Genomic DNA, 23009 nt, shown 5'->3' with positions numbered 1-23009 from the left:
GCGGGTTTTTCTCTACTGATTTTTTCGTTTTCTCCTATTCCAGAAAACCAGCCATGTAATTCCGCCTAGAATAACAAGTATGGGTAGATTACCAATAATAAAAACGATTAGCCACGATCCTGCTGCAAGGATATAGTTTGTACTTTCAGCAAATTGTTTTTTTGTTTTATCCCATGTATCTAAATTTTTATTGCTTACTTCTGGAACTATTACGCCATTTTGAATGAGCTGTAATGATACCGTAGCATATGCGGTTTGATTCTCGAGGTATTTCATTTTACCCGTTACTACTTCTATTTCTCCTTGAACCTGAGCAAGATCGGCCGAGATTTTTAATAAATCTTCAGTCTTTTTAGCTTGTTTCATGAATTCAAGTAATCTTGCTTCCACGACGCGTTTTGACTTCTGTGTCGATTCTAAGTCAACATATTGTTCCGTAACATCCTGTCCCGTAACCGTTCTGCTCAAAACCTTTGCTGCTTCACCTTCTGTATCATGTAAAAACTCTTGAAAATATTTTTCAGGGATTCGGACGATAGTCGATCCACTCATTTCTTCTTCCATTTCTTCCTCATGAGATAGTGTAGATTCAACAATATATCCTCCATACTGTTCTACCTTTTTTTCTATCCATCTACTTGTTTTCTCTAGACTTTTTATTTTTAAGTATAATTCAGCCTGGTGAATGACCATCCGTTCAGATTCGATGTTTTCTCCCTCTTCGGTGGACTTATCTTCAGTCTCCGAACCAGTGTCTGCTTCATTGTTGGAAAGTGTATCACTTTTAGAAATTTTGTTCTCAGCCGAATCCTTCGACCCCTTTGCAGGGTCACTACTACAGCCCAGCAAGAGTATAGAAAGGCTCATAAGGATTGTTAATAAAAATATGGACTTTTTCAGCATAGTTCGTCCCTCCTACCTTGTTACATGTAAGACGCCTTAAAAGGTAGGAAGGTTACAAAATGACAGATAAAATGTTTACGTTTCATTTAGAAGGTAAAAATATAATATTACATTAAGAAAGTGGTGTTGGATTTGACTATTCTAACTGTAAATGGCGAAACAGATATTCGCAGACTAGCCAAAAATATTTTGATTCCAATTGTTGGAGGTTCGTTAGTCGGAATGTTGGCTACAAGAAAGGCGAAAGAAAAGTACCGAAAGCTAGATAAACCCTCATTCGCTCCTCCTTCATGGGTATTTCCTGTCGCATGGACTGGTCTGTATACCGCAATGGGACTAGCTCGATACCGAGTCTCCTTAAAGGAAGAACAAGAATTTCTCCCTGAATCTGCTCCCCTATACAATGTACAGCTTGGGTTAAACTTCCTCTGGTCCTTCCTGTTTTTTAGATGGGGACTACGCGGTACAGCATTTATTGAAATGGCGATTATGCTCTCGCTGATTACCATTACTTCCTATGAATACTATCAACGAGACAAAACAGCCGGTGCCCTAATGATTCCGTATATTGGCTGGGTTACTTATGCACTTGGCTTAAATTATTCTATTTGGCAAAAAAACTAAAAAATTTCCCGGTCTTAAGACCGGGAAATTTTCGGATTACCTTATTCAGCTGTTAAATTGAATTTATAGATTCCAAATCCTTTTTCATTTAACTTATTAGTGTAAGAGATTTTACTATTTTCCGTTAAATATGCTGCTCCATTTGGAGACGAAGTAAAACTTACATTTACTTGGCTGTTTATTGGCGCTATCGACCAGTTATTATCGGCCGTTGGATTAATTTCTTTTACTTCTGTAATATAATCCATCAAAATTTGGCGATTTTCATCAGCCGAATCCACGATGTATTCACTGTTTTTAATAGGGAAGTTTCCGCCCCCTGAGGCACGGTAATTATTCGTAATCACAATAAAATCTTGATTAAGATCTAATGCTTTTCCATCATAGGTTAAATTCGTAATCCGGTTAGCGTCAGACACCTTCAAACCTTTTTCATCATAACGAGCCGGTTTAGTCACGTCAATTTGATAAGAAACTCCATCTATAACATCGAAGTTATAAACAGCGAACTTATCATTCAGCAGAGTTTGTTCTTCTGTTTGACTCGGGTCAATTTTATTAAATTTACCCGCTGACATCTCCAGCCATTCCTTTACTGACTCTCCTTTAATCTTTATTGCTTTGAGTGTATTATCATATAAATAAAGATCTCCAGCACTGCGAATGGTAAGATCGCCTTTCTTAATTTCGGTAAATTCTTCTACTCCGTTGCGTCCTGCCTTAAATGGTGCCCCGACTGATAGAATCGGTAAATTACTATATTCAGGACGGGTCGTTTTAATATATTTCTCCACGTACCATTTTTGAGCACTTGTTACGACCTGAACGGAAGGGTCATCCTGAACAAGAGCAAAATAGCTGTGGATGGGTGCAGTCGTTGTACCGATTGGTGTATTCACATAGGCAACTGTTGCTTTATGATCAGCTGTAACTGCCTTTACGATAGCAGGATCTTCAGCTGCTTTATAACCAGTTGCCTTGTCATTAATTACTCGTGTAGACGATTGTGAATTAACGACTTTCCATTTTCCCTTAACAACTTGCAAGTTAAGATCAATTAAACCAAGATTACTGCCCCCGTATCCTGCTTGGACCGCTGGTACACCATTAATGGTTCCCTTTGCATTATCAACGCCAGGAAGAACCTTTCCTTCACTGTCTTTAAATAAGGCATCTAATGACTTTTCATCTACTGCTGGAAATACCTTATGTGTATGTGAGAAAGTAATGGCATCAATTTGCTTGACCTTACTAAGTTGATAAATGACATCTTCGGTTGCAGAGCTATCACCATTAAAACCTGAATGGGTAAGAGCAATGACTACATCTGCACCCTTTTTCTTCATTTCAGGAATGTATTTGTTTGCTGTTTCAACGATTGCCTTGGTCACAACCTTACCATCAAGTTTTGCTTTATCCCAATCCATGATTTGCGGCGGAACAAATCCAATATATCCGACCTTAACCGTTTTACGAGCTCCGCTTTCATCATAAACCGTTTTATTCACTATTTTATATGGCGTGTACATATTTTTATCATTGTTAGGATTGTTGTCTTTATCCTTCACATATACATTCGCATTTACATATGGAAAATTCGCATCATTAATGGCTTCCTTTAGATAATCAAGGCCATAATTAAATTCATGGTTTCCAAAGGTTGCCATATCATAACCAAGCTGATTCATAGCCTTATAAACAGGATGAACTTCCCCTTTTTTCAATGGCTCAACAGTTGCTTTGTATGTACCAAGCGGGGTTCCTTGGATTAGATCGCCATTATCCACCAAGACACTATTTTTCACTTCTTTTCTAGCTTCTTTTATTAGGGTAGCTGTCTTTGCGAAACCAACAGTATCCGAGACAGCATCTTTATAGTAATCATATCCTAAAAGATTAGTATGTACATCCGTTGTTTCCATAATACGAAGTGTCACTGGAGCATTATTAACCGGCTTGGCTAGACTGCTTCCAAAGTTAGTAAAGTTTCCATTATACTTGCTGACAACGGACACTTTCACCCAATATTCAGGATTTGAAGCGTTAAATGAAACGGTAAACTTCTCTGCTTTTTTAATATCCGTTTCCACTGCTGTTTGGGTAATGGGGGTTGTCCCATTGATGAGTTGAAATACAACCGTTTCCATCCCTTTATTCCCTTTTCCAGGCGTAACCGTAACTGAAGCTTTAATCCCTTTCTTATAATCAACACTAGGTGCCGATATAGTGAAGGGATCTTTCGATTTTACTGTCTTCGCTTCCGTATTTGCTGGAAACGTAAATTGTGCTGTTGTCAGACCAATAGCTAAAGAAGTTAGAAAAAATTTTTTCCTATTGCTTATAAATGACATGTTGCACACTCCCCTAATAATTTGAAATACAAGAATACTATACCATAAAAAATTTACTTTCAATTAGAATTTTTTACTTTATTCATTGGCAAGACCTCTATCAATAAAATTCGCAGAAACCGGTTTCATTCCTATTTCTCTTGCCCATACGGACAGCTGGCCAATATGATGAATCTCATGAACGATAATATGACGTATGATTTCTCCTTTTGTAAAGGATTGATTAAGCCATGATGCATAAACCATCTGATTTTCTCTATCCTGTAACCATTCGCTAAGATATGCTTTATTTTCCTTCTGGAGTTTGTTCGAAAGATCCTCTATCTCATCAATCGTTTTATAAGAAGTTAAATCGATTTCAACGTCCGGTTTTCCCATAAGTGCCCGGATCCAGCTGTACTCAACATCAATTATGTGAAGAATCGTTAATCGAAAACTCCCCATGCCCCCAGTCCGTTCCTTAGCCAGCTCTGATGCAGATATGCCGCGGCACCACTGAAGCCACTCCTCTCGAACCTGCCAATTGTACTGGAATAACGTTAGCATAGAATCATTCCCTTTCTATCTGATTCAAATTAACTAGATTGAAATATATTCCTCCAACGTTTAAGCCCGTACTGGAGAAATTAAATGCAGTAAGGAATCATCTCCGGAAGGTGTAACAAGAATGGAGCGCATTGTTCCTCCAAATCGAAGAATTGTTTCTGTAGTCTGTATTGTCTTTAACGCTTCAGACATAAACACTCCATCGAAGGTGATCTTTAAATCAAGCTCATTCTTAATGCTGTGCATCAATTGTCTTTCAGAGATTTCTCCCAACTCTGCAGAGGCTGATACTAATAACAGTTCTGTTTCGGAATTTATGATTAATTGGATAGTGTGATTCCTGTTGGAAGCAACAAAACTTGCCCGCTCAATTCCTTCTAAGAAGCTTTTAGTAGATACGCTGATTTCTGTCTGATGTACTTTAGGAATCAGCATACTGATATCAGGATAGTTTCCCTCTACCAATCGTAAATACATAGTGATATTTTCCATTTGAAAAATCATATAGTTATCTGTGAGAAAGAGAGAAATATCCGATTCAGCATGATCGAGTATTCTTATTAATGCGTTGATCCCTTTGTTTGGAAGGATGATTGAGCACCTTATATCTTGGTTAGCTATTTGCAGCAGTTTACTGGCTAATCTATGTGAATTCGTTGCCGCACACCTAATCTTCCCCTCGCTGATACTCATGTTTATACCGCACAGTACCGGCTTTGTTCCATTTTTAGCTGCTGCAAAAGCCGTTTGTTTAAACAGGGCGCTGATTTCACTTTTATTGAGTGTAATAGCTTGAGCAGCTTCCATCTTGGGCAGCTCTGGATAGTCATCTGGATTTAGTCCATTTATGCGAAGCTTGATTTCACCAGATGTTATCCCTATCTGGCAATGACTAAGTCCTTTTACGTTGATTGTTTCAGGTAATTTTTTTATTATGTCTAGAAAGAGTTTAGCAGGAACCAACACAGAGCCCTCTTCAATCAATAATAGATCATTGGAACACAAAGGGATTACTTGTTTCATTATAATATCCGAATTACTCCCTACCAAAGTCAGATTTCCGCTTGAAACAACGAGCAGCATTCCTGACAAGACCGGAGAGAGCGTTTGCTTAGTTGTCATTCCACTTATACCCGTTGCTGCTTTAATGAATAAATCTCGTTTTATGACGAATTCCATAGCATCCCCCTAAATGATAAAGATTATTCTGACTATTTATAGTATATAGGAACAAATGTTCTAAATATAGCTATTTTTTACTAATTCATTTCTTTTTCATAAATACAGCCGGTTCTAATAGTTCGGCTTCTATGACAATGGCCATCATTCCCTTTTCACTGATTGTTTCATGTCCTTCGCCTTTCTCCCAGAATACCGCATCACCAATTGAAACCTCAGTTTCCCCTCCGTTACCACGTACACATCCTTCCCCCTGCACAACAAGAAGTAATTGCGGTACAACCGCTTTATGAAAACCAATGATTCCACCCTCTGCCAAATGCATGCAGTTCATGCGTACTTCACCATTTGTATTGATTACTTTCGTCATAATACATGTAGAATCAAAATGATTAATTACTTGACCATCCTTTTTACCAAAAGTAAATATCTCCAACATTGTCCCCTCCAATCAACTACCAAACATATCCAATATAAATCAAATACATAATTCAATCTAGTCTAGTTGGTCTAAATTTTGGTAAAGATAGTTTGCTCGATTGACGATAAATTGTGATATGACTTCTGGTTCTTTATCAAAAGAGGAGATGTTGTTCATTAAATATGGGTCACTAAGGACATACGGTCGAATCATTTGAAAGGTCTCATCGATACGAGGCATTAAATATTCAAGAGTAAACTGGCTTTTTAACACTTCAAAGAGAAACGTCTGATATTGTTTCCGGTAGGTATCTACATCCAAAATCCGAGCTGTTAAGGTGTTAAATCCTTGAATGCGTACATAATCCGGCGGCATAATTCTTCCATCAACGTCCCTTCCCCAAGTGGCATCAAAATCCCAGGGGATGATTTCGAACTGAAGCGTTTCTGCATTTAAATACAAGGCATAATTATGAACAAATCCATCAAAATTTTGCGTAAGAACGATTCCAGTAAGCCACTTAAGGTAATTCTCAACATTGAGATATTTGCTGATTTCCTTTTCAAATGCTGCCCGGGGAATCGTATTTATCCGAATAATAAATTCCTGCAGATAGTGTTCATCCTGAGTAACTCCACACTTCGTTTCGTAACCATGTATGAGCGAGTCCTTAACCCCTTGATCCAAGTCACTAATGAGCGAGAAATTAGCATCATCATTTACTGCATAGAAAACAGCTCCTTTTGACAGTCCTCTATTGGCGAGAAAAAATTCATCTACAGATTCAAGTTCTAAATATATTCCTTGATTTTTTCCATTTAATTTAAGTGAAATATAGCGTGAGCGAGGTGACAGGATGCCCAGTTCCGCAAAGAAATCCAATGACAATTTATTTCGTAGAAGAGAAGAGTCATTGTACTCCGCATTAATATGAACTTCCTTGGCTTGACAGTAGGTACTCGGTCTGCGGAAGACTACATGGTACGATTTTTTTTTGAAATCACGTATATGAGAGCCCCGGTATGAAAGTAGAATCTCCAGTTTCAGCTTGTTTATCATTAATACGGCCGGCACTAGATCATCACACCAAATATCCTTATGAAGTTTCTTAAGATTTTTCGGATGAATATCAAATTTATATTCAATTACCTTGTCACCCATTTGAAAACTCCCTTACTGCTTTTCTTTATTCGTATGAGGGAATTTTACAAATACAACTACCGATATATTATTATTTTTTGAACCTCAGCTTTTGCCTTATTCATTATTAAGACAGGCTGCGTATAGTAGTATGTGGCAATTTTAAAAAAATGGAGGTTATTTTTTTGGCAAACTCATCGAATAACGATATTCAAAGGGCACTAAGGGAGGCTCTTACATCAGGTCTAGGGGACTTCCTGCTTCAAGAACCTGCATCATCCCAGAATGGGTCAGGGAACACAAATAATTCAAGAACAAGAGGATCTAACAATAAACAGTCTCGAAGCGGAAAGTCTGGAAACAAACAGTCCAAGGGCAAACAAAACAACAATGAAAGCCGCCAATCGCGAAGCGCTCGAACTGGCTCTAGTTCATCTAGTGCGAATAGCATCTTAAATCTGTTCCGCCAAAGACTAATACAGAAGCTAGGTGGAGAAAATCCGGGGCGCTCAGGCAGGGCTGGTTCACGTAAAGCTCGCCGCTCCTGATTATTAATCGAAATACTTTTTAGAATATTGGTGAGATTCAGAGATGATATGCCTTATATCATCTCTATTCTGTTTGCCCACCTGTAAAACACACTTAATCTTGGCGATGAGAACGTAAAATCGGTATGATAAAAGAAGAGGCAAAGATTGTTTAAATGATAGGAGATAGAAAATGAAGATAGGCTTAGTTAGACATTTTAAAGTAGCAAAGCCCTTACCTAGGGGAATATACATAACACCAGACAATCTGAATCAATGGTTTTTAGACTATGATTTGGCGGATATTGAATATGGTTCTACAGAACTTGGTGAAATTATCTGGTCTCAATGCTATGTTAGTGATATGCCTAGAGCCATAAAAACCGCCGAATATATTTATACTAGAAATGACATCATTCAGACGGACAAGCTGCGTGAACTGCCAGCACCAAAGTATAAAGGAAAGTTTGGACTTCCTTTTATATTTTGGGCTGTGCGAATTCGATTAGCGCCTATTTTTAATAGAGAAACACGAGCAGCTGTTGCAGATGCCAAGAAACGAATTGGGGCAACACTTGACGCTATCCATGAACAAGGCAGTGAAAATGTTCTGATTGTCAGTCATGCAGCTTTGATGGTATATATGCGTAAGGAACTATTAAAACGAGGCTTTACCGGCCCTTCATTTTCGACACCCAACAATGGTGAACTCTATATTTTTGAAAAGTAAGAAACTAGCTTTCTATTATTCATAAAAGAAATTGTTCATTCCTTTTTTTGAAACAAAGCAGTCCATAGTCCACTTACGCCAAATACAGGTTCGGTGTCAGGAACTTGGATCATTCTTCTCATTTGTATGATCTTAAAATTTTTAAAGATGTTTTTTAGTTTTTCTTCAGTAAAACCTAGTCCGCCATGAAGGCTTCTTTCACGATAAACTTCTATGTCTGATAACTCGGATCCGCCTAAATCCCCTCCTTCGACAAAACAGGTAAGGGCGTAAAATCCCTTTGGTTTTAATACTTTATTTAAAAGTTCTAAATAACTGATTCGTCTGTGAGGGGCAATATGGTGAAGACATCCTGAATCATATACAACGTCATAAAACTTGTTCTTCAACTCCAGTTGAAACATATTTCCCTGCAAAAAATTCACCGCTGCTTCGTTCTCAGCAGCCTGTTCTCGTGCCCAAACGATAGCTTCCTGTGAAGAATCTAATGCATCGACAGTAAACCCATTCTTTGCTAGATAAATAGCATTTCTTCCAGGACCACAACCTAAATCTAGTATATTACCCTTAGGAACCATTTGGTGCTCAAGATAGTGTACAAGGTTTTCATCTGGTTTATTCACAAAGAAAGGCACATTCCTTTCCCTATTGCTGTAAAAGGTATCCCAATTAAAACTTCGGTTATCTTGGAGCATCGTATCCAGCATGGTAAATACATCTTCAACTGTTGTCAACATTTTACTCAATTCCCCATCTCCTTTAGCACAATTTCACAGTTTGGTAACATAAACTGTAAATTCTCAAGGTATTTTTCAACTGAGAGAACATTGAATCCACAAGTAAATAACTCCTTATTTGGGGTAAATGTTATCGAAGTTCCTGATTCTGATCCGAGTGATACAGCTTCAGTCAGTGTACTTGCAGGAACCCCATTTTTATACGTTTGTTTATATAGTTTGCCGCTGCGTTGAATGACCACATGCATTTCACTTGATAGTGCATTAATGACACCAATTCGTCGCTTCCTTCTTCCCGCCGGAAGCGACGAATTGAGTATAGGTATCCTTTAAGTTCGTCAGCACGGATTGAACGTGTGTAATGGTATCTTCATTAAGTATTGTTACCGGAATCCCCCTGCCATTATCGGACACGGTAACACTTCCATTTTCATTGAACGTGATGGTAATTTTATTCCCATAGCCCTCCTTTATCTCTTGAAGCGAGTATTCAAGCAGAGCTAGCAGCAATTGATTTGCATCGTAGCCATCACTTTCCTTGCCGCCAATATATAAATCAGGGTTTTCTCTGATTTCCGTCATCATAACAAACCTGGCAACATCCAATAAACCATTAGTACCAGTTAAGATCATCATTAGCGGTATCGCCCTTTTCGAGGGAATATTATATAAACCTCCTCGTTCTTTTTGCTCTACTAAATTCGCCCCAATCAATGCCTTTAAATGATGATAGAGCTGCCCTGTTGTGCTCATTCCTAGTGTTTCAAGCAGATCATTTCCCGTACAGGGTTGAATAAGCAAGCACTTTAAAATATCCAATCTTTGCTTATGTCCAAGTGCAGCAAGAATTTTGGCACTATCCTCACTGGATGACTGAATCATACTTGATATGCTGTGTTCTTTTGATTCAACCCTCACTTTTTGGCCATCTGCGTTCCATTCACCTGATGCCCTAACATGTCCGTTTATATATAAACCTGTTTGAACGTTTACTTCCGTCAAACTATCCATGCTGTGTACCCTTTTTTGTAAGGTATCTACTCTCGCTTTTAATTGATCCATTTCTTTTTCTAAATTTCTGGTCACTAAAATCCCCCTTTTTACGTTTTTACGTAATAACATAATTTTACCATTAATTATCTTAAATTACTTTAATTTACATAAAAAAAGACATCCACTTTAGGATGTCTTTAATCTAATGATGCTTTAGCTTTTGACCTGATATTGATAATAGTCTTGTTGTCCAATTACCTTAAATCCGCACTCTTCGTAGAGCCTAAGTGCATGAGCATTTGTGGCTTCGACCTCTAGATAAATAGCATTCCCTCTTGTTTCTTCCTCAAGGACCACTTGCTTCAGTGTTCTTCTGCCAAAGCCGCGGCCCTGATACTCTGGAAAAATAGCAAACCCGTAAATCCAGGTTTCAGTCGACTTACGATCAACTCTAATTTTACCAATCGTTTTTCTATGTTCCTCATCCTCAATCATAAATACCTGTTCTGGTTCATCAGCTCTCATACGCTTATGAAACGAGCGTGCATCCTCTTCCGAAAACCCAAAACATTGTATATCCAATTGGATTTCTAGCTCTGCATCTTCATGCGTAGAAGGACGCAGCTTCACTCCCTCATAATTGAACAGTTCTGTTTTGCCCCACTTCATCTGGTATTCAGCAACAGCAAACTGACAGGAAATACTTTGTAAAAATCCTTTTGCACTTGCTGATTTAGCCGGGGCATTTAATAAGATCGTCTTATATTTTCTTTCTAAGCAATCCATAATTCCTGCATCAATAAGTTTTGTAAATATTCCACGTCTGCGATAATCCGGATGAACCATCCCGCATATTTCTGCTTTATCTCCAAAATCATAGACTGCAGCAAAGCCTATAAGCCGATTCATTTCATAAAAGAAATAATCGGAATCCTTCCTTTTTCGACTTCTCAGCGTATCCCAATTTAACTTCAGCTTAAAACCTTCTGTCTCGCAGATTTGCTGCAGCTCTTCTACTTCTTTCAACTGAACTTCATTCAATTTCTCCAACTCCCAAAGTTCTTTATAAAAATATAATATCAAATTTCTACTTATTTTCATGTATAAAATTACTAGTACCCAGTGATTCTACATCCCTCTTTATTCTTATTTATCACGATTAACCGTATCTAACAGTACATTCACCGCTCGTGTCAGCTCTTCTATTTGTTTCTCAAACTTTAGTAGTAAGTAAAAGGATACGACCGTTGGAAATCCAAAATTATTCAGAATAGCAACCCAATTTGACCCATCTTCCATGTTTATCCTCTCCCTTTTCGATTTACTACCCAAAGTGAAATTTTATCAAAAAAGTCAATTTAGCCCGAACGAATCATAGAAATAAGAACAAATGTTCGTTTATAATTGATTTATACTCTTGAAATTTCACTTTATAGAATAAAGGAGGGCGAGAACCTATGAATAAGACAACGATACTTTTTCTATCGAATACGTTCGAATGCCTAATTGTGAAGCATCAGAATTTTTTTGAACAACCGATAATTAAGTTGTTTTTACAACAACCTGCAAATCGCGCTAGTTTTCTTGCAGCGCTGGAAAACCCTACATCTCCTTACGTTAGTGAGCTCAATGATAAATTTGAGTTTTTTTATTATCGAACACGCATACAGAAATACCTGTGTTCACTCATTCATTTTTATTCAATTGATTACGATAAACGAGAACGAAAGCACAGAGAGCGTTACCTTTCTATTCTTGACAAGCCCGCCTCTGAATTTGAAAATGGCAGAAGCCTTTTAGAGTTACTTGATTATGATATGGATATGGACAACTGGAATTATTCAATCGAGCTATCCTCAATCTTAAGTGATGAAGATTTAATTATCGCCATTCGAAAATTAACGCATAAGCAAGGAGTTGTTTTAAGCCTATACTTTATTAACGGTTATACGAATAAAGAAATTGCCGCTTATTTTAAAGAAACACCACAAAATATCTCGAATATACGTAAACAAGCGATTCATAAAATCAGACAGAATTATCGAAAGAGAACATTAAACAGAAAGGAGGATAAGTATTGTGGCTGAAAAAATCACAAAAAGCGAGCTGCTAGAACTACTCAACACTCTTGAACCAAAAATCAAGAAATCATTATGGAATACCCGGTTTCAAGATCAAGAAGATTTAGAACAGGATATAAAGGTGAAAATTCTAGAGTCCTACGAAAAAATTGCTGATATTAAGGTCCCTAATTTCGAACAATTTCTTGGAGACTATCTATCTAATGAGAAAAAGAAGTCATGAATTTCTCTTCCCAAAACACAACAGCAGCCCTCCTTATCGGAGTGCTGCCACTTTTTTACTTAACTTCCCCGATGGTAAAGTCCACCTTAACATTCGAAAGAAAGTCTGCTATGCGCTTAATTGTTGATTCAATGCGATAGGTAAACATCGGTATTAAGAAATATCCATGAATTAAGCCGGCTTCACATTTATATTCAACCTGAATGCCTGCTTCGACCAGCCTTTTCGCATATGTTAGTCCATCATCCCTAAGTACATCGTATTCTGCCGTAAAAATAAGGGCAGGAGGCAGGCCTCTTAGGTTTTCAGTTAACAGCGGCGCTGCCAGATTGTTCTGCAAATCATCTCGAGATTCGGCATAGTGACCTGCAAACCAAGTCATTAATTCCTCGGTAAGAATAAATCCTTTACTATACTTTTGATAAGACTCTGTCGTAAAATCAAAATCTAAGCTCGGGTAGAGTAATACTTGGGCCATAATATTCGGCCCCTTTCGATCTCTGGCTAAAATGCTCACAGCAGCCGCTAAATTCCCCCCTGCACTATCACCGCCGACAATCACTTTCTTACTATCACCCCTTAATAAACCTGCATTGGCTTCCACCCATTTTAAAGCCGTATAGCAATCTTCTAAAGGGATAGGAAATTTAAATTCTGGTGACAGCCGGTAATTCACAGAAACGACAACTGCTTTTAGGTGATCCGCCAGCATTCTACAGGTAAAGTCCGCACTTTCCAAATCACCAATGACCCATCCGCCGCCATGATAGTAAACGAAAAGAGGGAATGGCCCATGTCCTTGCGGTGTATAAGTCCTTACAGTAATTCGACCATCCTCTACTGGAATTTCATATTCTTCAGTCCTCCCAGTACCTGCTGAAATCGATTCTTCTACTGGCAATTGTGAAAGTAAATCCCTGACAGTTTGTGGATTCAGTGTATGAAGCGGCGGAATTCCGGACATCATTTCAAGATAAAGCTTGGCCTGTGCATCTAGTACCATCTTCCTCATCTCCTCTGAATTATTAACCTGCTATAAAATCTATGTATTTTCACGTGGAAAATAACTAGATTCCCTCTGTCAACCTGCCGCTGTAGAATCAATCCTCACCTGCCGGAGTCAGCGTCAGCACTTTACCGTTTACCTTTTCTAATTGGGTAACATGATACGTTCCCTTTGCCCAGCTAGTCATTTGATCATGATACCACTTACTCTTCACATTGCCTGATTGCCCTGGTCCCACGAGATGGTAAGCTTGCTTCATATTCTCTATATCAATGACAAATCGCCAGGATCCGCCATGATTCACTATTCCATCAGACTTAAAGGCTGCTGCTTGAACGGTCACATTACTCCCACCGACAGGAATGCTGCCTTCCTTATTAAATAAATAATTTAGCGGCGATACACTTGATAATGGATGTGAAAAGGAAAGCTGATGATAATCTCCCCATTGCCAATCCGCAGGATCACTTCCCTGCATCTCCTTAATGTTAGTCACCGTCTTCTGAAAAGATTCTGACAGCACCTTTTCCAGACCGCCATTGTCTTTCATCCAAGGTCCTTCATTCCCTCCCAGCGCTCTGCGCAGTAATTCATCTACCGCTTGTCGTTTGCCCTGAAATAAAGCTAGCGTTTCTTCAGGGATCTGTTTCACAAACAATACTTCAGCTATATTTTGCATCCACAGATTAAAAACGAGGGGCGCTGCCTGATCCTCACTATCAATAAAGTCCCATTTATCCAGGATATCCAGCACTTGCTGGTCTTCTTTTTTGACTGAACCATTCAGTACCTGGACAAGCTGCGGGGCAAATTCTTTTCCCTGCAGATTTTTTTTATCCATTTGGAGATTCTGCATATCCTTAGCTGTCAGCTTATTATTTGTTTGCAGTACTTCCTGAATTCTCATTTGCCGGTAGGGCTGCGCCCAATCATTACTAATATGATACGGATATTCATCAGATATGACTTTATTGTTAGCCGTCGAAATGAATCCTTCCGCAGGGTTTACTACTTTGGGCAGCTCATCAAAAGGAATAAACCCTGTCCATTCATACTCATCTGTCCAGCCTGGAACAGGGAGTAAGCTGTCACCCTTCTTCCGAATGGGGATGCTGCCATTTGCCTTATACGCAATGGTGCCATCCGAAGACGCAAAAACAAAATTCTGTGCCGGAGTTTCAAATTTAAGAAGAGCCTGCTCAAATTCAGCCCAGTTCCCCGCTTTATTCATATTCAATATGGCCTCAAGTTCGGCTGATGGATCGAGTGCAGTCCAGCGCAAAGCCAAAACAGTATCCTTTCCGCTTTTACCTGCAAACTCTGAAATAACCGGTCCATGGCGAGTCACCATTACTTCATAATCAATTGTCTTCCCGTCCTTAACTTTAATTGGTTCCTTAATGATTTCCGCAGCTTCCCACTTATCTTGATAGGAAAATTCAGCAGCATTTGCAGGATTTCTTTTTTCAATATAAAGATCTTGGACATCAGGCCCTGTATTGGTTACGCCCCAGGCAATGGTTTCATTATGACCCAAAATAATACCAGGAACTCCAGCAAATATGACACCGCTTACATTTACGTTTGGGTTTTCTAAATGCATCTGGTACCACACAGACGGTGTGGCAAGACCCAAATGGGGATCATCAGCTAGCAGCGGTTTACCTGATTTTGTTTTGCTTCCACTTACAACCCAATTGTTACTACCATTATATTCATGAGGAATCACGGCATTTGCAAAGCTCTTATCAATATCGAGTGACTCTTTCCCAATTATGTACGGAGATCCTTTTGGGTAATCCGGAAATAAATCATATGCTTTATCTTCAGGAAAATTCTCTAGTAAATACTGCCTAAATGCCTGTGACTCCCAGTTTCCGCCGAGATCAAAAGCCATATATTTACCAATCGTTAATGAATCAACAGGTGTCCATGGCTCAGGCTCATAACTAAGAAGGGTAAATTCAATCGGCCATTTCCCATTTTCCCTAACTTGTTCCATATATAGATTAACACCTTCAGCAAAGTAATCCAGTGTGGCTTTACCGCTGTCTGTATATTGATCATATGATGCCTCTGCTGCTCTTCTTAACCCCAAAGTCAAAAAGAATTTGTCATTATTAAGTACTTTATCACCGATCACTTCACTTAGCTGCCCAGATGCCTGACGCCGGCTTAAATCCATCTGGAACAACCGATCCTGAGCTTGTATATATCCCTGAGCTAGATATAGATCATGTTCATTATTTGCCTTAATATGCGGTACACCTGAAGCATCTCTTGTAACCGTTACCCGCTCTGTCAATCCAGGAAGCGAAATTTCTCCTTCAGTCTGCGGCAATAATCGATTGAGGTATATCGTACCGGCTAACCAAACAGCCAACAGCAAGAAAACGAGAATGGCTCCAATCCATAAAGCTCGTTTTTTCCACTTGCGCTTCGGCTTAATCTGAGGTAAAACTGCCTCCATTTCCTCACCCCTCCCTATTATGTTATTCATCCAGCTTTTTTTGCGCTCCCCTTACTATTCGACTGCAGCACCTTACATCCCTACTCTATTTTTATAAAAAACAAAAAAACACAGATACAAAGCCCAAGTTACGAGACAACTTGAGTTTTGCCTGTGTCTTTATACATTACATACCTTTAACGCTGATAACACATCGGGATAAGTTACTAAATCTTCAAGCCCCTCATTTAAATGACGGGCGTCTTCTTTTAAAGTCTCTGTCAATCCCGACAAAAGATAGGAGATACTAACTGCTTTTAAAGAAGAACACAACTGATAAATTCGTTCAGCATCTGACTTTTCCATGACATCGAAATTAGATAAATCAATAATTAACGTATGAATTTCTTTTTTCCTGCAAGATATAAGTGTCTCACGAAGAAATACTGCCGAATATTTTTGATCTTTTTTGGGATAAAGAGAGACCAGACCTAGTCCTTCTTTAAGTAAGATAGCTTGTGGAGGTGTATCTTCATTCATACTTGCCTCATCTTTTACACGATCCCGATTCGCTTGTTTATAATACTGAATAAATGATTCGATAATTTCTTCAAAAGCAATGTAAACCAAATCACTCCAAAGTAAAATTTCCTTATGAGCCACTTTCTTATCATTCAGCTGGACAAATTCTCCAATAGCTTCCCAAAAAATCATTCTGATTCTGCGCAGCTCCACAATTACTTGATGAATAGCGGCTTTCTTTGCATGCAGTTTACCTGCCACCTGCTTAATCCAGGTATCAAGTGAAGAGAAAAACAATCCTTGTTCGACGAGAAAAACCTTACTGAGATGGATAATAAATAATTGATTTTGATAGGTTATTTTACTCAGCTGCACTGAATCATCAATTGAAAATAGGGAAGCCCACTCATCATCAAATGATTTGACCCACGTAGTTGATATTTCAGCAGAGTGATCTAATAAAAATGTATATAATTCCTTATTGTTATGCATATCTGATCATCCTTAAAGTGTGTAACATTATCATGAAAATAGTCAGGTTAGGAAGCGTCAAAGCAGCAGCAGGAGACTCCTGCTGCTGCTTTGACTTCTCAAAAAGACAATACTTCCATAGTTATAGTACCCTTACCTAAACATCTTAAACACTCTTTTAATAGTAACAAAAATTAAAAACTTGTCATTAGCTGATTGGCCCTATTTTCAACCCTTTATTTCTCAATAACTCATTTATAGCCTGCCGGAAGGAGGAATATATAATAACCTTGTTAAAAAGACCTTTACCATTTATTTCTCTAATGACAAAAGGCGAAAACCCAACGAAGATTGTTTTTGTTCCTATTGAAGACAAAGAATGAACCAGTTCCTCTAGAGAGGGAAATAAGTTTGAATCCTGTTCTGATATACCTGTAAAGTCTATAATCACCCTATCTACCACTAAAACCTTGCATTCATTGACTACTTTTTTCTGCAAATCCTTCATTCGGTCTTCATTCAACTCGCCGCTCAGGGGAACATGAATAACTCCATCCATCACAGTTTGAATAATAGGCGTTGATAATGTTTTTATCACAGATTGTTGATTCTTTATATGCTGTAGAGATTTAGCAGTTATATCTGTGGTTTCCTTGTAATGATTAACGAAACCCAAACTAATACTTCGAAGGGAAATATCTAATAGTGCATCGATAGTGGACATTGCGTTTAAGAGGATGTTTATAGAGTATTTCTGATTACTTACTTCTTCTTCAATAAAGCTCCAAAAGAGATGGCGGCTGTTCATCGTATTCTCTATTGCGAGATTAATAGCAGCCCCGCTTTCTACCATCACTTTTCCAAGATTCAAACTAGCTGTACTCATCTTTTTTTCTGCCTGTTCTTTTCCATAAATAAGAGCTTCTCCTTGTATTTGTACAAGATCCGCACGCCATTCTCTTACCATTATGCCGCCAAAGGAGAAGTGATCATTTTGAAGAAGATCGATATGCTCAGCAAATATATATTTATTTTTAATTAGCTTTTCTCCTAATCGCTTTAATTCTTCCATGTTTGCCTCCACCGCCGTTAACTAATTTATTCTAGTTAATACGTACTTTCTCATATATTGTTAATAGCCTAATTATCCATTTTAAAACCTCTATCTTCTATTCCATTTTTTCTGGATGTTTGCATACTTCCCAGTTGGGTAATATATAAAAACTGAGTATTGTACAATCATCTTTGGGAGGGATATTTATGTCCAACAAAAATAACGATAATGAAACAGAAAATATGATGGACCTGATTCGCTTAATCAATGCTAAAAACCATGGCAGAAGGATTAAGAAAATCATGAAAGAAAATAAGGCTGAAGATAAGAAAACCAATTAGAAATAAAGAGCTCTCACCTAAGTCCCAGGTGAGAGCTCTTTTTCGTTTATACTTTGAAGGTGTGTGTCATTTCTTGCATTTCTCTTGCTAACTTAGCTAACGTATCAGCAAATGTACTTATTTCTTGGATAGAAATTGCTTGTTCCTCAGTAGCTGCTAACACACTTTGAGTGGAGGCAGCCGACTCTGCAGCAGCATTAGTGATCATATCCATAGATTTTACAGCACTATTTGTTCCAGAGGTCATCTGTTCAATTGCAGCAGAAACTTGGGCTACTTGTTCAAATACGGAATTAACCGATTCCTGAATCTGTGTAAAAGATTCACCTGCCCCTGACATCACATTGATTCCGTCGCTGACCTCTGCATTAACGGATTCCATGGTATCAACCACCTGACGTGTTTCAGTCTGTATATGAGAGATAATTCCGGTAATTTGCTGTGTAGCACGTCCTGATTGTTCTGCTAATTTTCGTACTTCATTCGCAACAACTGCAAATCCTTTTCCTTGTTCTCCTGCTCTCGCTGCTTCTATCGCTGCATTTAAGGCCAATAGATTGGTTTGCGCCGATATCCCGGTAATTACTTCGACAATCTTTCCTATTTCTTTCGATCGTTCACCTAATCCCCTAACAACTCTTGCTAACTCATTGACATTTGAATAGATGGATTCCATCTGCCTTCCTGCGGATTCAATCGAATTGGTTCCGGCATCAGCTTTTTCCATCGATTTATTTATACTTGAAACTACGGTCACCGCGTTTGTAGAAACTTGAGCAAGACTTTCAGACATTTGATGAATCACATCGGATGTTTCACTTACACCTCTCACTTGATTATCTGCTCCGCGGGAAATCCCTTCAATAACTGTTGAAATATGTTCTGTGGCCTGATTTGTTTGTGCGGTTCCTTGAGCTAAATTAATCGAAAAGTCAGTCATATTCTTCGATGACTCTTGAACCTTATTTAATACATTAGACCATGAATCGACCGCATAGTTTACACTTATCGCCACAGATGCAAGAAAACCAAGATTCTCCGGTTCTAAGCGATCTCTCATATCTCCATCTGCCAGTTTTTTAAAAAACGTATTAATCTTTTCTATTGGTTTGATAAACCGTCCATGATTTATAAACGCTGAAATCACTCCGACAACCCCGCCCATTAACGTAATACATATAAGGTTGATAACAAAACTTTTCCCCTCTATTCCGTTCATGAGACAAACAAAAAATCCAATCGTGAATGTTGCTGGAATGACAATAATACTCGTTCGTAAAATATACTGGAAAAGCTGCATAGACCCAATCTCCTTACAATTATTTTAAAAGCGCTTACAAAACTAAGGAAATACTCTTTCTTTCAACCTAGCATAACTATTATACTATAAACACATCTAATTATTTGGATTTTTTTACCTTATACTTACTGACAGAAAAAAAGCTGACCGCGAATGCGAAGTCAGCCGATTAGTTCTACTTTACCCTCTGTATAGATAATATAAAATACAATCAGTATAAATACACCACTTATCAGAAAACCCGCCCAAGCGAATTTTTTTTCGTTTCTGATCAAGTCTTTTCTTTTAAATATTCCGAACAAACACAGCAAGAAGGCTGGGTAGGTGCAAATTAAAAATAGCAAAGCAAGCAAACCATAAACAAAAATATTCGCTGAAATACCTGCCATGATCATAGTAATTAACATACCACCAGAAATTAACGCTCCTATACTTAGATAAAACCCTACTACACTTTTATTCATACATCTACACCTCAAGTTATCCGTTAGCGGAAAAAAGTCTACACGTTAGCTATCATACCACTTACCGCTGCCTCATCGAAAAAATCATATAAAAAACCCGTAAATTAATATTTACGGGTTTGAACATACAGTGGTTATCTCCATCTTGTATTTCGCATAATTAATGAAACAATAAAAACCACTATGATTGCCCCAAGAAGTGCAGGAATAATGTAAAATCCGCCTGTAGCAGGCCCGATTGAACCTAGAATAGCCGTACCAAGCCATGCTCCTATAAACCCAGCAACAATATTCCCAATGACTCCACCAGGCATATCACGTCCAATTATTAAACTCCCCAGCCAGCCAATAATCCCACCCACAATCAACATCCAAAGAAGTTCCAAGCCTCATCCACCCCCCTTCCTTTGAAATATATTAGGGGATTAGACAAGTTAGAATACCTAGAAGGAAAATAATAAAAATAAACACCTAACCTTGTAGAGTAGATTGTATTATACATAAATTCATTAAATTTACATATAATCAAAAAAATAAACCTACAGCTAAGAAGTCTTATGACTGTAGGTTTATGATTTAATTATTTTTTTCTTCTAATATCCGTAATTTGCTTTCCATCATATTCAATATAGACCGTTTCATGATTTCGGAAATCTAGATAGCGGTCACAATCTATTTCGAGGATTTTATCATTGCTGAACTTCATTGCGCAGCTCGATCCTTGATCATTTTTTGTTACATCAATAACTTCATTTGTTTCGATTCCAATAGCAGTACCAGCTTCTCCCTGCGGATAATATTTTTCTACTATCTCTACTTGTTCTGCTACAATTCCTGGACGCATAAATACAAATAATAAAATCAGTAATACAATTAATAATCCTATTAAAACAGCTGCTTTACTTTTCAATTTCTTTAATACCCTCTTCTCTATGCAATCTATGATCATCTCTTTCTATTTATCCTCTTTTCTACAAGTTATTCAGAAAAAAGATAAATATGAAAGCCTCTTTTATTAGCAATGCTCTCACCGAAAAAAATCCCTAGACTTTACTAAGTTTAAAAGGTTATCAGCATGGTTTGCAATATATATATACTAGGAAAATCTTAGTCAGTAAGTTAATAAGAACCATTACATAAATCACTGCAAATAAAATACACTGTCAAACCCAGCTAAATGTTTGAACAGGACGGAACTTACAGCAACTATCCCCGTATTAGAGCAAGCCAACATCGTTTCATTTAAACAGATTTCACATAAATAGCCCTATCTTCACGACTTTTAAAACTATGTATTGGGAAAAGATATTGAGGCAGATACTTTATCTGCAGGAAGGGATTTGGGGATTGTTTTGCGATCCTGATTAACAGTAAAAAAACAGGTATCCGTTTCCGAAACGGATACCTGTATCTATAGAGAATAAAATGAGCAGTTTTGTTATTATTTTTGAACAACTGCTGCTGGTACTTCTAATCCAAGACCTTCTGCAATACGAGTTCCATATTCAGCATCAGCTTTGTAGAAGTGGCCAATTTGACGAAGCTTAATTTCATCTAGTGTAACAGGTTTCATTGCACCCACGATATTAGCGACAAGACGAGTACGCTCATCTTCGCTTAATAGACGGTATAGATCTCCTGCTTGTGTATAATGATCATGTTCATCATACGCAACACTATCAGCTACTCCTGAAACAGCAAATGGAGCTATTTTGTTTTCTGGAGTTTCAGTCGGTCCTCCGAAACTATTTGGCTCATAATATACTGACTTACCGCCGTTAGCATCATGACGCATAGCGCCATCACGGAAGTTGTTAGCAGCTTCCACTTTCGGACGGTTAATTGGAAGTGTATTATGATTAGCACCAACACGGTAACGTGCAGCATCAGCATAAGCAAATAGACGACCTTGAAGCATTTTATCTGGAGATGGCTCAATACCAGGTACAAGCGTACCAGGTGAGAATGTTGCTTGCTCAACTTCAGCAAAATAGTTCTCAGGGTTTCTATTTAACGTCATACGGCCAACTTCGATTAACGGGTAATCTTTTTGAGACCATACTTTTGTTACATCAAATGGATCAAAACGGTATGTATTTGCATCTTCTTCAGGCATGATTTGAACACATAGCTTCCAAGAAGGGAAATCACCTTTTTCAATCGCATTGAATAAATCTTCAGTGTGGTAATCAGGATTTTCACCTGCAAGCTGTGCTGCAAGATCAACATCAAGGTTTTTAACACCTTGTTCAGTTTTAAAGTGATATTTCACCCAAACTGCTTGTCCTTCAGCATTAACCCACTTGAACGTATGGCTTCCGAAACCATGAGTGTGACGCCATGTAGCAGGAATACCACGGTCTGACATCAGGATTGAAACTTGATGCAGCGATTCTGGAGAATGTGACCAGAAATCCCATACTGCTGTAGGGTTCTTAAGATGTGTTTGTGGATCTCTTTTTTGTGTATGGATGAAATCAGGGAATTTAATTGCATCACGAATAAAGAATACAGGCGTATTGTTACCTACGATATCGTAGTTGCCTTCTTCGGTATAAAATTTAACAGCAAATCCACGTGGATCACGAAGCGTATCAGCAGAACCAAGTTCACCAGCAACTGTAGAGAAGCGGATAAACATATCTGTTTTTGTACCTGTTCCATTAAATAATTTAGCTTTAGTATATTGTGACATATCATTTGTCACTTCGAAGAAACCATGTGCTCCGCCGCCTTTAGCATGTACAACACGCTCAGGTACACGTTCACGGTTAAAATGTGCAAGTTTTTCTAAAAGATATACGTCTTGAATCAATGTAGGGCCGCGATGTCCGGCAGTAATTGAATTTTGGTTGTCACCAACAGGTGCACCCCAGCTAGTCGTAAGTTTACGATCTGTCATAAAAAGAATCACCCCATATAATTATTAATCACATTTATAATACTA

General features: G+C 38.2%; 26 protein-coding genes. 6 read left to right on the top strand and 20 right to left on the bottom strand.

Annotation, left to right across the window (positions count from 1 at the left end; all coding sequences use genetic code 11):
- Positions 1–12: 12 nt before the first annotated feature.
- A complete protein-coding gene (locus tag WYK_RS09750; protein ID WP_040374311.1) occupies positions 13–903 on the bottom strand; it encodes a DUF4349 domain-containing protein in 891 nt (296 codons plus the stop codon).
- A 123-nt stretch (positions 904–1026) separates the two neighbouring features.
- Between WYK_RS09750 and WYK_RS09745 the strand changes: the two genes are divergently transcribed.
- Positions 1027–1527, top strand: a complete 501-nt coding sequence (locus WYK_RS09745; RefSeq protein ID WP_235782477.1) for a TspO/MBR family protein — start codon at positions 1027–1029, stop codon at positions 1525–1527.
- A gap of 41 nt (positions 1528–1568) precedes the next feature.
- Here the strand turns inward: WYK_RS09745 and WYK_RS09740 are convergent, their stop codons facing one another.
- The 5 genes from WYK_RS09740 to WYK_RS09720 all read right to left on the bottom strand — a co-directional run bounded on the left by WYK_RS09740 (position 1569) and on the right by WYK_RS09720 (position 7185).
- Entirely contained in the window at positions 1569–3878 is a 2310-nt protein-coding gene (locus WYK_RS09740) for a bifunctional 2',3'-cyclic-nucleotide 2'-phosphodiesterase/3'-nucleotidase (protein WP_268870054.1), read from the bottom strand.
- Positions 3879–3956: 78 nt separating this feature from the next.
- On the bottom strand, positions 3957–4424 hold the full coding sequence (locus tag WYK_RS09735) for a DinB family protein (RefSeq protein ID WP_040374309.1): 468 nt from the start codon (positions 4422–4424) through the stop codon (positions 3957–3959).
- A 60-nt stretch (positions 4425–4484) separates the two neighbouring features.
- Positions 4485–5603, bottom strand: a complete 1119-nt coding sequence (gene dnaN / locus WYK_RS09730) for a DNA polymerase III subunit beta (RefSeq protein WP_040374308.1) — start codon at positions 5601–5603, stop codon at positions 4485–4487.
- Positions 5604–5688: 85 nt separating this feature from the next.
- On the bottom strand, positions 5689–6039 hold the full coding sequence (locus tag WYK_RS09725; protein WP_040374342.1) for a cupin domain-containing protein: 351 nt from the start codon (positions 6037–6039) through the stop codon (positions 5689–5691).
- A 60-nt stretch (positions 6040–6099) separates the two neighbouring features.
- Positions 6100–7185 (bottom strand): CotH kinase family protein, encoded by a 1086-nt coding sequence (locus WYK_RS09720; protein WP_040374307.1) that lies wholly within the window; start codon positions 7183–7185, stop codon positions 6100–6102.
- A 164-nt stretch (positions 7186–7349) separates the two neighbouring features.
- Here WYK_RS09720 and WYK_RS24540 point away from each other — a divergent pair, with 164 nt between their 5' ends.
- The gene (locus WYK_RS24540; RefSeq protein ID WP_152526449.1) at positions 7350–7712 is read left to right on the top strand and encodes a hypothetical protein; all 363 of its coding nucleotides are present in this window, start codon (positions 7350–7352) and stop codon (positions 7710–7712) included.
- Positions 7713–7884: 172 nt separating this feature from the next.
- The gene (locus tag WYK_RS09715; RefSeq protein ID WP_040374306.1) at positions 7885–8421 is read left to right on the top strand and encodes a histidine phosphatase family protein; all 537 of its coding nucleotides are present in this window, start codon (positions 7885–7887) and stop codon (positions 8419–8421) included.
- A gap of 35 nt (positions 8422–8456) precedes the next feature.
- Here WYK_RS09715 and WYK_RS09710 read toward each other — a convergent pair whose 3' ends face one another.
- From WYK_RS09710 to WYK_RS23930, 5 genes are all read right to left on the bottom strand, one after another.
- Complete coding sequence (locus tag WYK_RS09710) at positions 8457–9167, bottom strand: class I SAM-dependent methyltransferase (RefSeq protein WP_040374305.1); 711 nt, start codon at positions 9165–9167, stop codon at positions 8457–8459.
- Positions 9164–9400, bottom strand: a complete 237-nt coding sequence (locus WYK_RS23290) for an ATP-binding protein (protein WP_051387417.1) — start codon at positions 9398–9400, stop codon at positions 9164–9166. Before WYK_RS23290 ends, WYK_RS09710 begins: the two co-directional genes overlap by 4 nt.
- 22 nt (positions 9401–9422) lie before the next feature.
- On the bottom strand, positions 9423–10244 hold the full coding sequence (locus tag WYK_RS09705; RefSeq protein ID WP_051387416.1) for an ArsR/SmtB family transcription factor: 822 nt from the start codon (positions 10242–10244) through the stop codon (positions 9423–9425).
- 120 nt (positions 10245–10364) lie between these two features.
- Complete coding sequence (locus WYK_RS09700; protein ID WP_040374304.1) at positions 10365–11192, bottom strand: GNAT family N-acetyltransferase; 828 nt, start codon at positions 11190–11192, stop codon at positions 10365–10367.
- A 105-nt stretch (positions 11193–11297) separates the two neighbouring features.
- Positions 11298–11450: a YvrJ family protein gene (locus WYK_RS23930; RefSeq protein ID WP_081704842.1), complete on the bottom strand. Its 153-nt coding sequence runs from the start codon at positions 11448–11450 to the stop codon at positions 11298–11300.
- A 158-nt stretch (positions 11451–11608) separates the two neighbouring features.
- Here WYK_RS23930 and WYK_RS09695 point away from each other — a divergent pair, with 158 nt between their 5' ends.
- Together WYK_RS09695 and WYK_RS09690 are read left to right on the top strand one after the other, a co-directional pair.
- Entirely contained in the window at positions 11609–12238 is a 630-nt protein-coding gene (locus WYK_RS09695) for a sigma factor-like helix-turn-helix DNA-binding protein (protein WP_040374303.1), read from the top strand.
- Positions 12231–12455, top strand: a complete 225-nt coding sequence (locus WYK_RS09690; protein WP_040374302.1) for a hypothetical protein — start codon at positions 12231–12233, stop codon at positions 12453–12455. Before WYK_RS09695 ends, WYK_RS09690 begins: the two co-directional genes overlap by 8 nt.
- 55 nt (positions 12456–12510) lie before the next feature.
- Here the strand turns inward: WYK_RS09690 and WYK_RS09685 are convergent, their stop codons facing one another.
- The 4 genes from WYK_RS09685 to WYK_RS09670 form a co-directional block, all read right to left on the bottom strand.
- The gene (locus WYK_RS09685) at positions 12511–13458 is read right to left on the bottom strand and encodes an alpha/beta hydrolase (RefSeq protein ID WP_040374301.1); all 948 of its coding nucleotides are present in this window, start codon (positions 13456–13458) and stop codon (positions 12511–12513) included.
- Positions 13459–13555: 97 nt separating this feature from the next.
- Complete coding sequence (locus WYK_RS09680; RefSeq protein WP_040374300.1) at positions 13556–15931, bottom strand: penicillin acylase family protein; 2376 nt, start codon at positions 15929–15931, stop codon at positions 13556–13558.
- A gap of 159 nt (positions 15932–16090) precedes the next feature.
- Entirely contained in the window at positions 16091–16924 is an 834-nt protein-coding gene (locus WYK_RS09675; protein ID WP_040374299.1) for an STAS domain-containing protein, read from the bottom strand.
- Positions 16925–17111: 187 nt separating this feature from the next.
- Positions 17112–17975, bottom strand: coding sequence for an STAS domain-containing protein (locus tag WYK_RS09670; RefSeq protein WP_040374298.1), 864 nt, complete (start codon positions 17973–17975; stop codon positions 17112–17114).
- Between the two features lie 188 nt (positions 17976–18163).
- Here WYK_RS09670 and WYK_RS26020 point away from each other — a divergent pair, with 188 nt between their 5' ends.
- Positions 18164–18298, top strand: a complete 135-nt coding sequence (locus tag WYK_RS26020; protein ID WP_268870053.1) for a hypothetical protein — start codon at positions 18164–18166, stop codon at positions 18296–18298.
- Between the two features lie 46 nt (positions 18299–18344).
- Here the strand turns inward: WYK_RS26020 and WYK_RS09665 are convergent, their stop codons facing one another.
- From WYK_RS09665 to katA, 5 genes are all read right to left on the bottom strand, one after another.
- Positions 18345–19598: a methyl-accepting chemotaxis protein gene (locus tag WYK_RS09665; RefSeq protein ID WP_040374297.1), complete on the bottom strand. Its 1254-nt coding sequence runs from the start codon at positions 19596–19598 to the stop codon at positions 18345–18347.
- A gap of 161 nt (positions 19599–19759) precedes the next feature.
- Positions 19760–20062 (bottom strand): hypothetical protein, encoded by a 303-nt coding sequence (locus WYK_RS09660; protein WP_040374296.1) that lies wholly within the window; start codon positions 20060–20062, stop codon positions 19760–19762.
- Between the two features lie 134 nt (positions 20063–20196).
- A complete protein-coding gene (locus tag WYK_RS09655) occupies positions 20197–20448 on the bottom strand; it encodes a GlsB/YeaQ/YmgE family stress response membrane protein (protein ID WP_152526447.1) in 252 nt (83 codons plus the stop codon).
- A 194-nt stretch (positions 20449–20642) separates the two neighbouring features.
- Positions 20643–20972, bottom strand: coding sequence for a hypothetical protein (locus WYK_RS09650; protein ID WP_051387414.1), 330 nt, complete (start codon positions 20970–20972; stop codon positions 20643–20645).
- A gap of 531 nt (positions 20973–21503) precedes the next feature.
- On the bottom strand, positions 21504–22964 hold the full coding sequence (katA, locus tag WYK_RS09645; RefSeq protein ID WP_040374294.1) for a catalase KatA: 1461 nt from the start codon (positions 22962–22964) through the stop codon (positions 21504–21506).
- Positions 22965–23009 lie beyond the last annotated feature (45 nt).

This window comes from Peribacillus psychrosaccharolyticus ATCC 23296 (genome assembly GCF_000305495.1).
GTDB classification, from domain to species: domain Bacteria; phylum Bacillota; class Bacilli; order Bacillales; family DSM-1321; genus Peribacillus; species Peribacillus psychrosaccharolyticus.
This window is presented reverse-complemented; position numbering and strand designations above follow the sequence as displayed.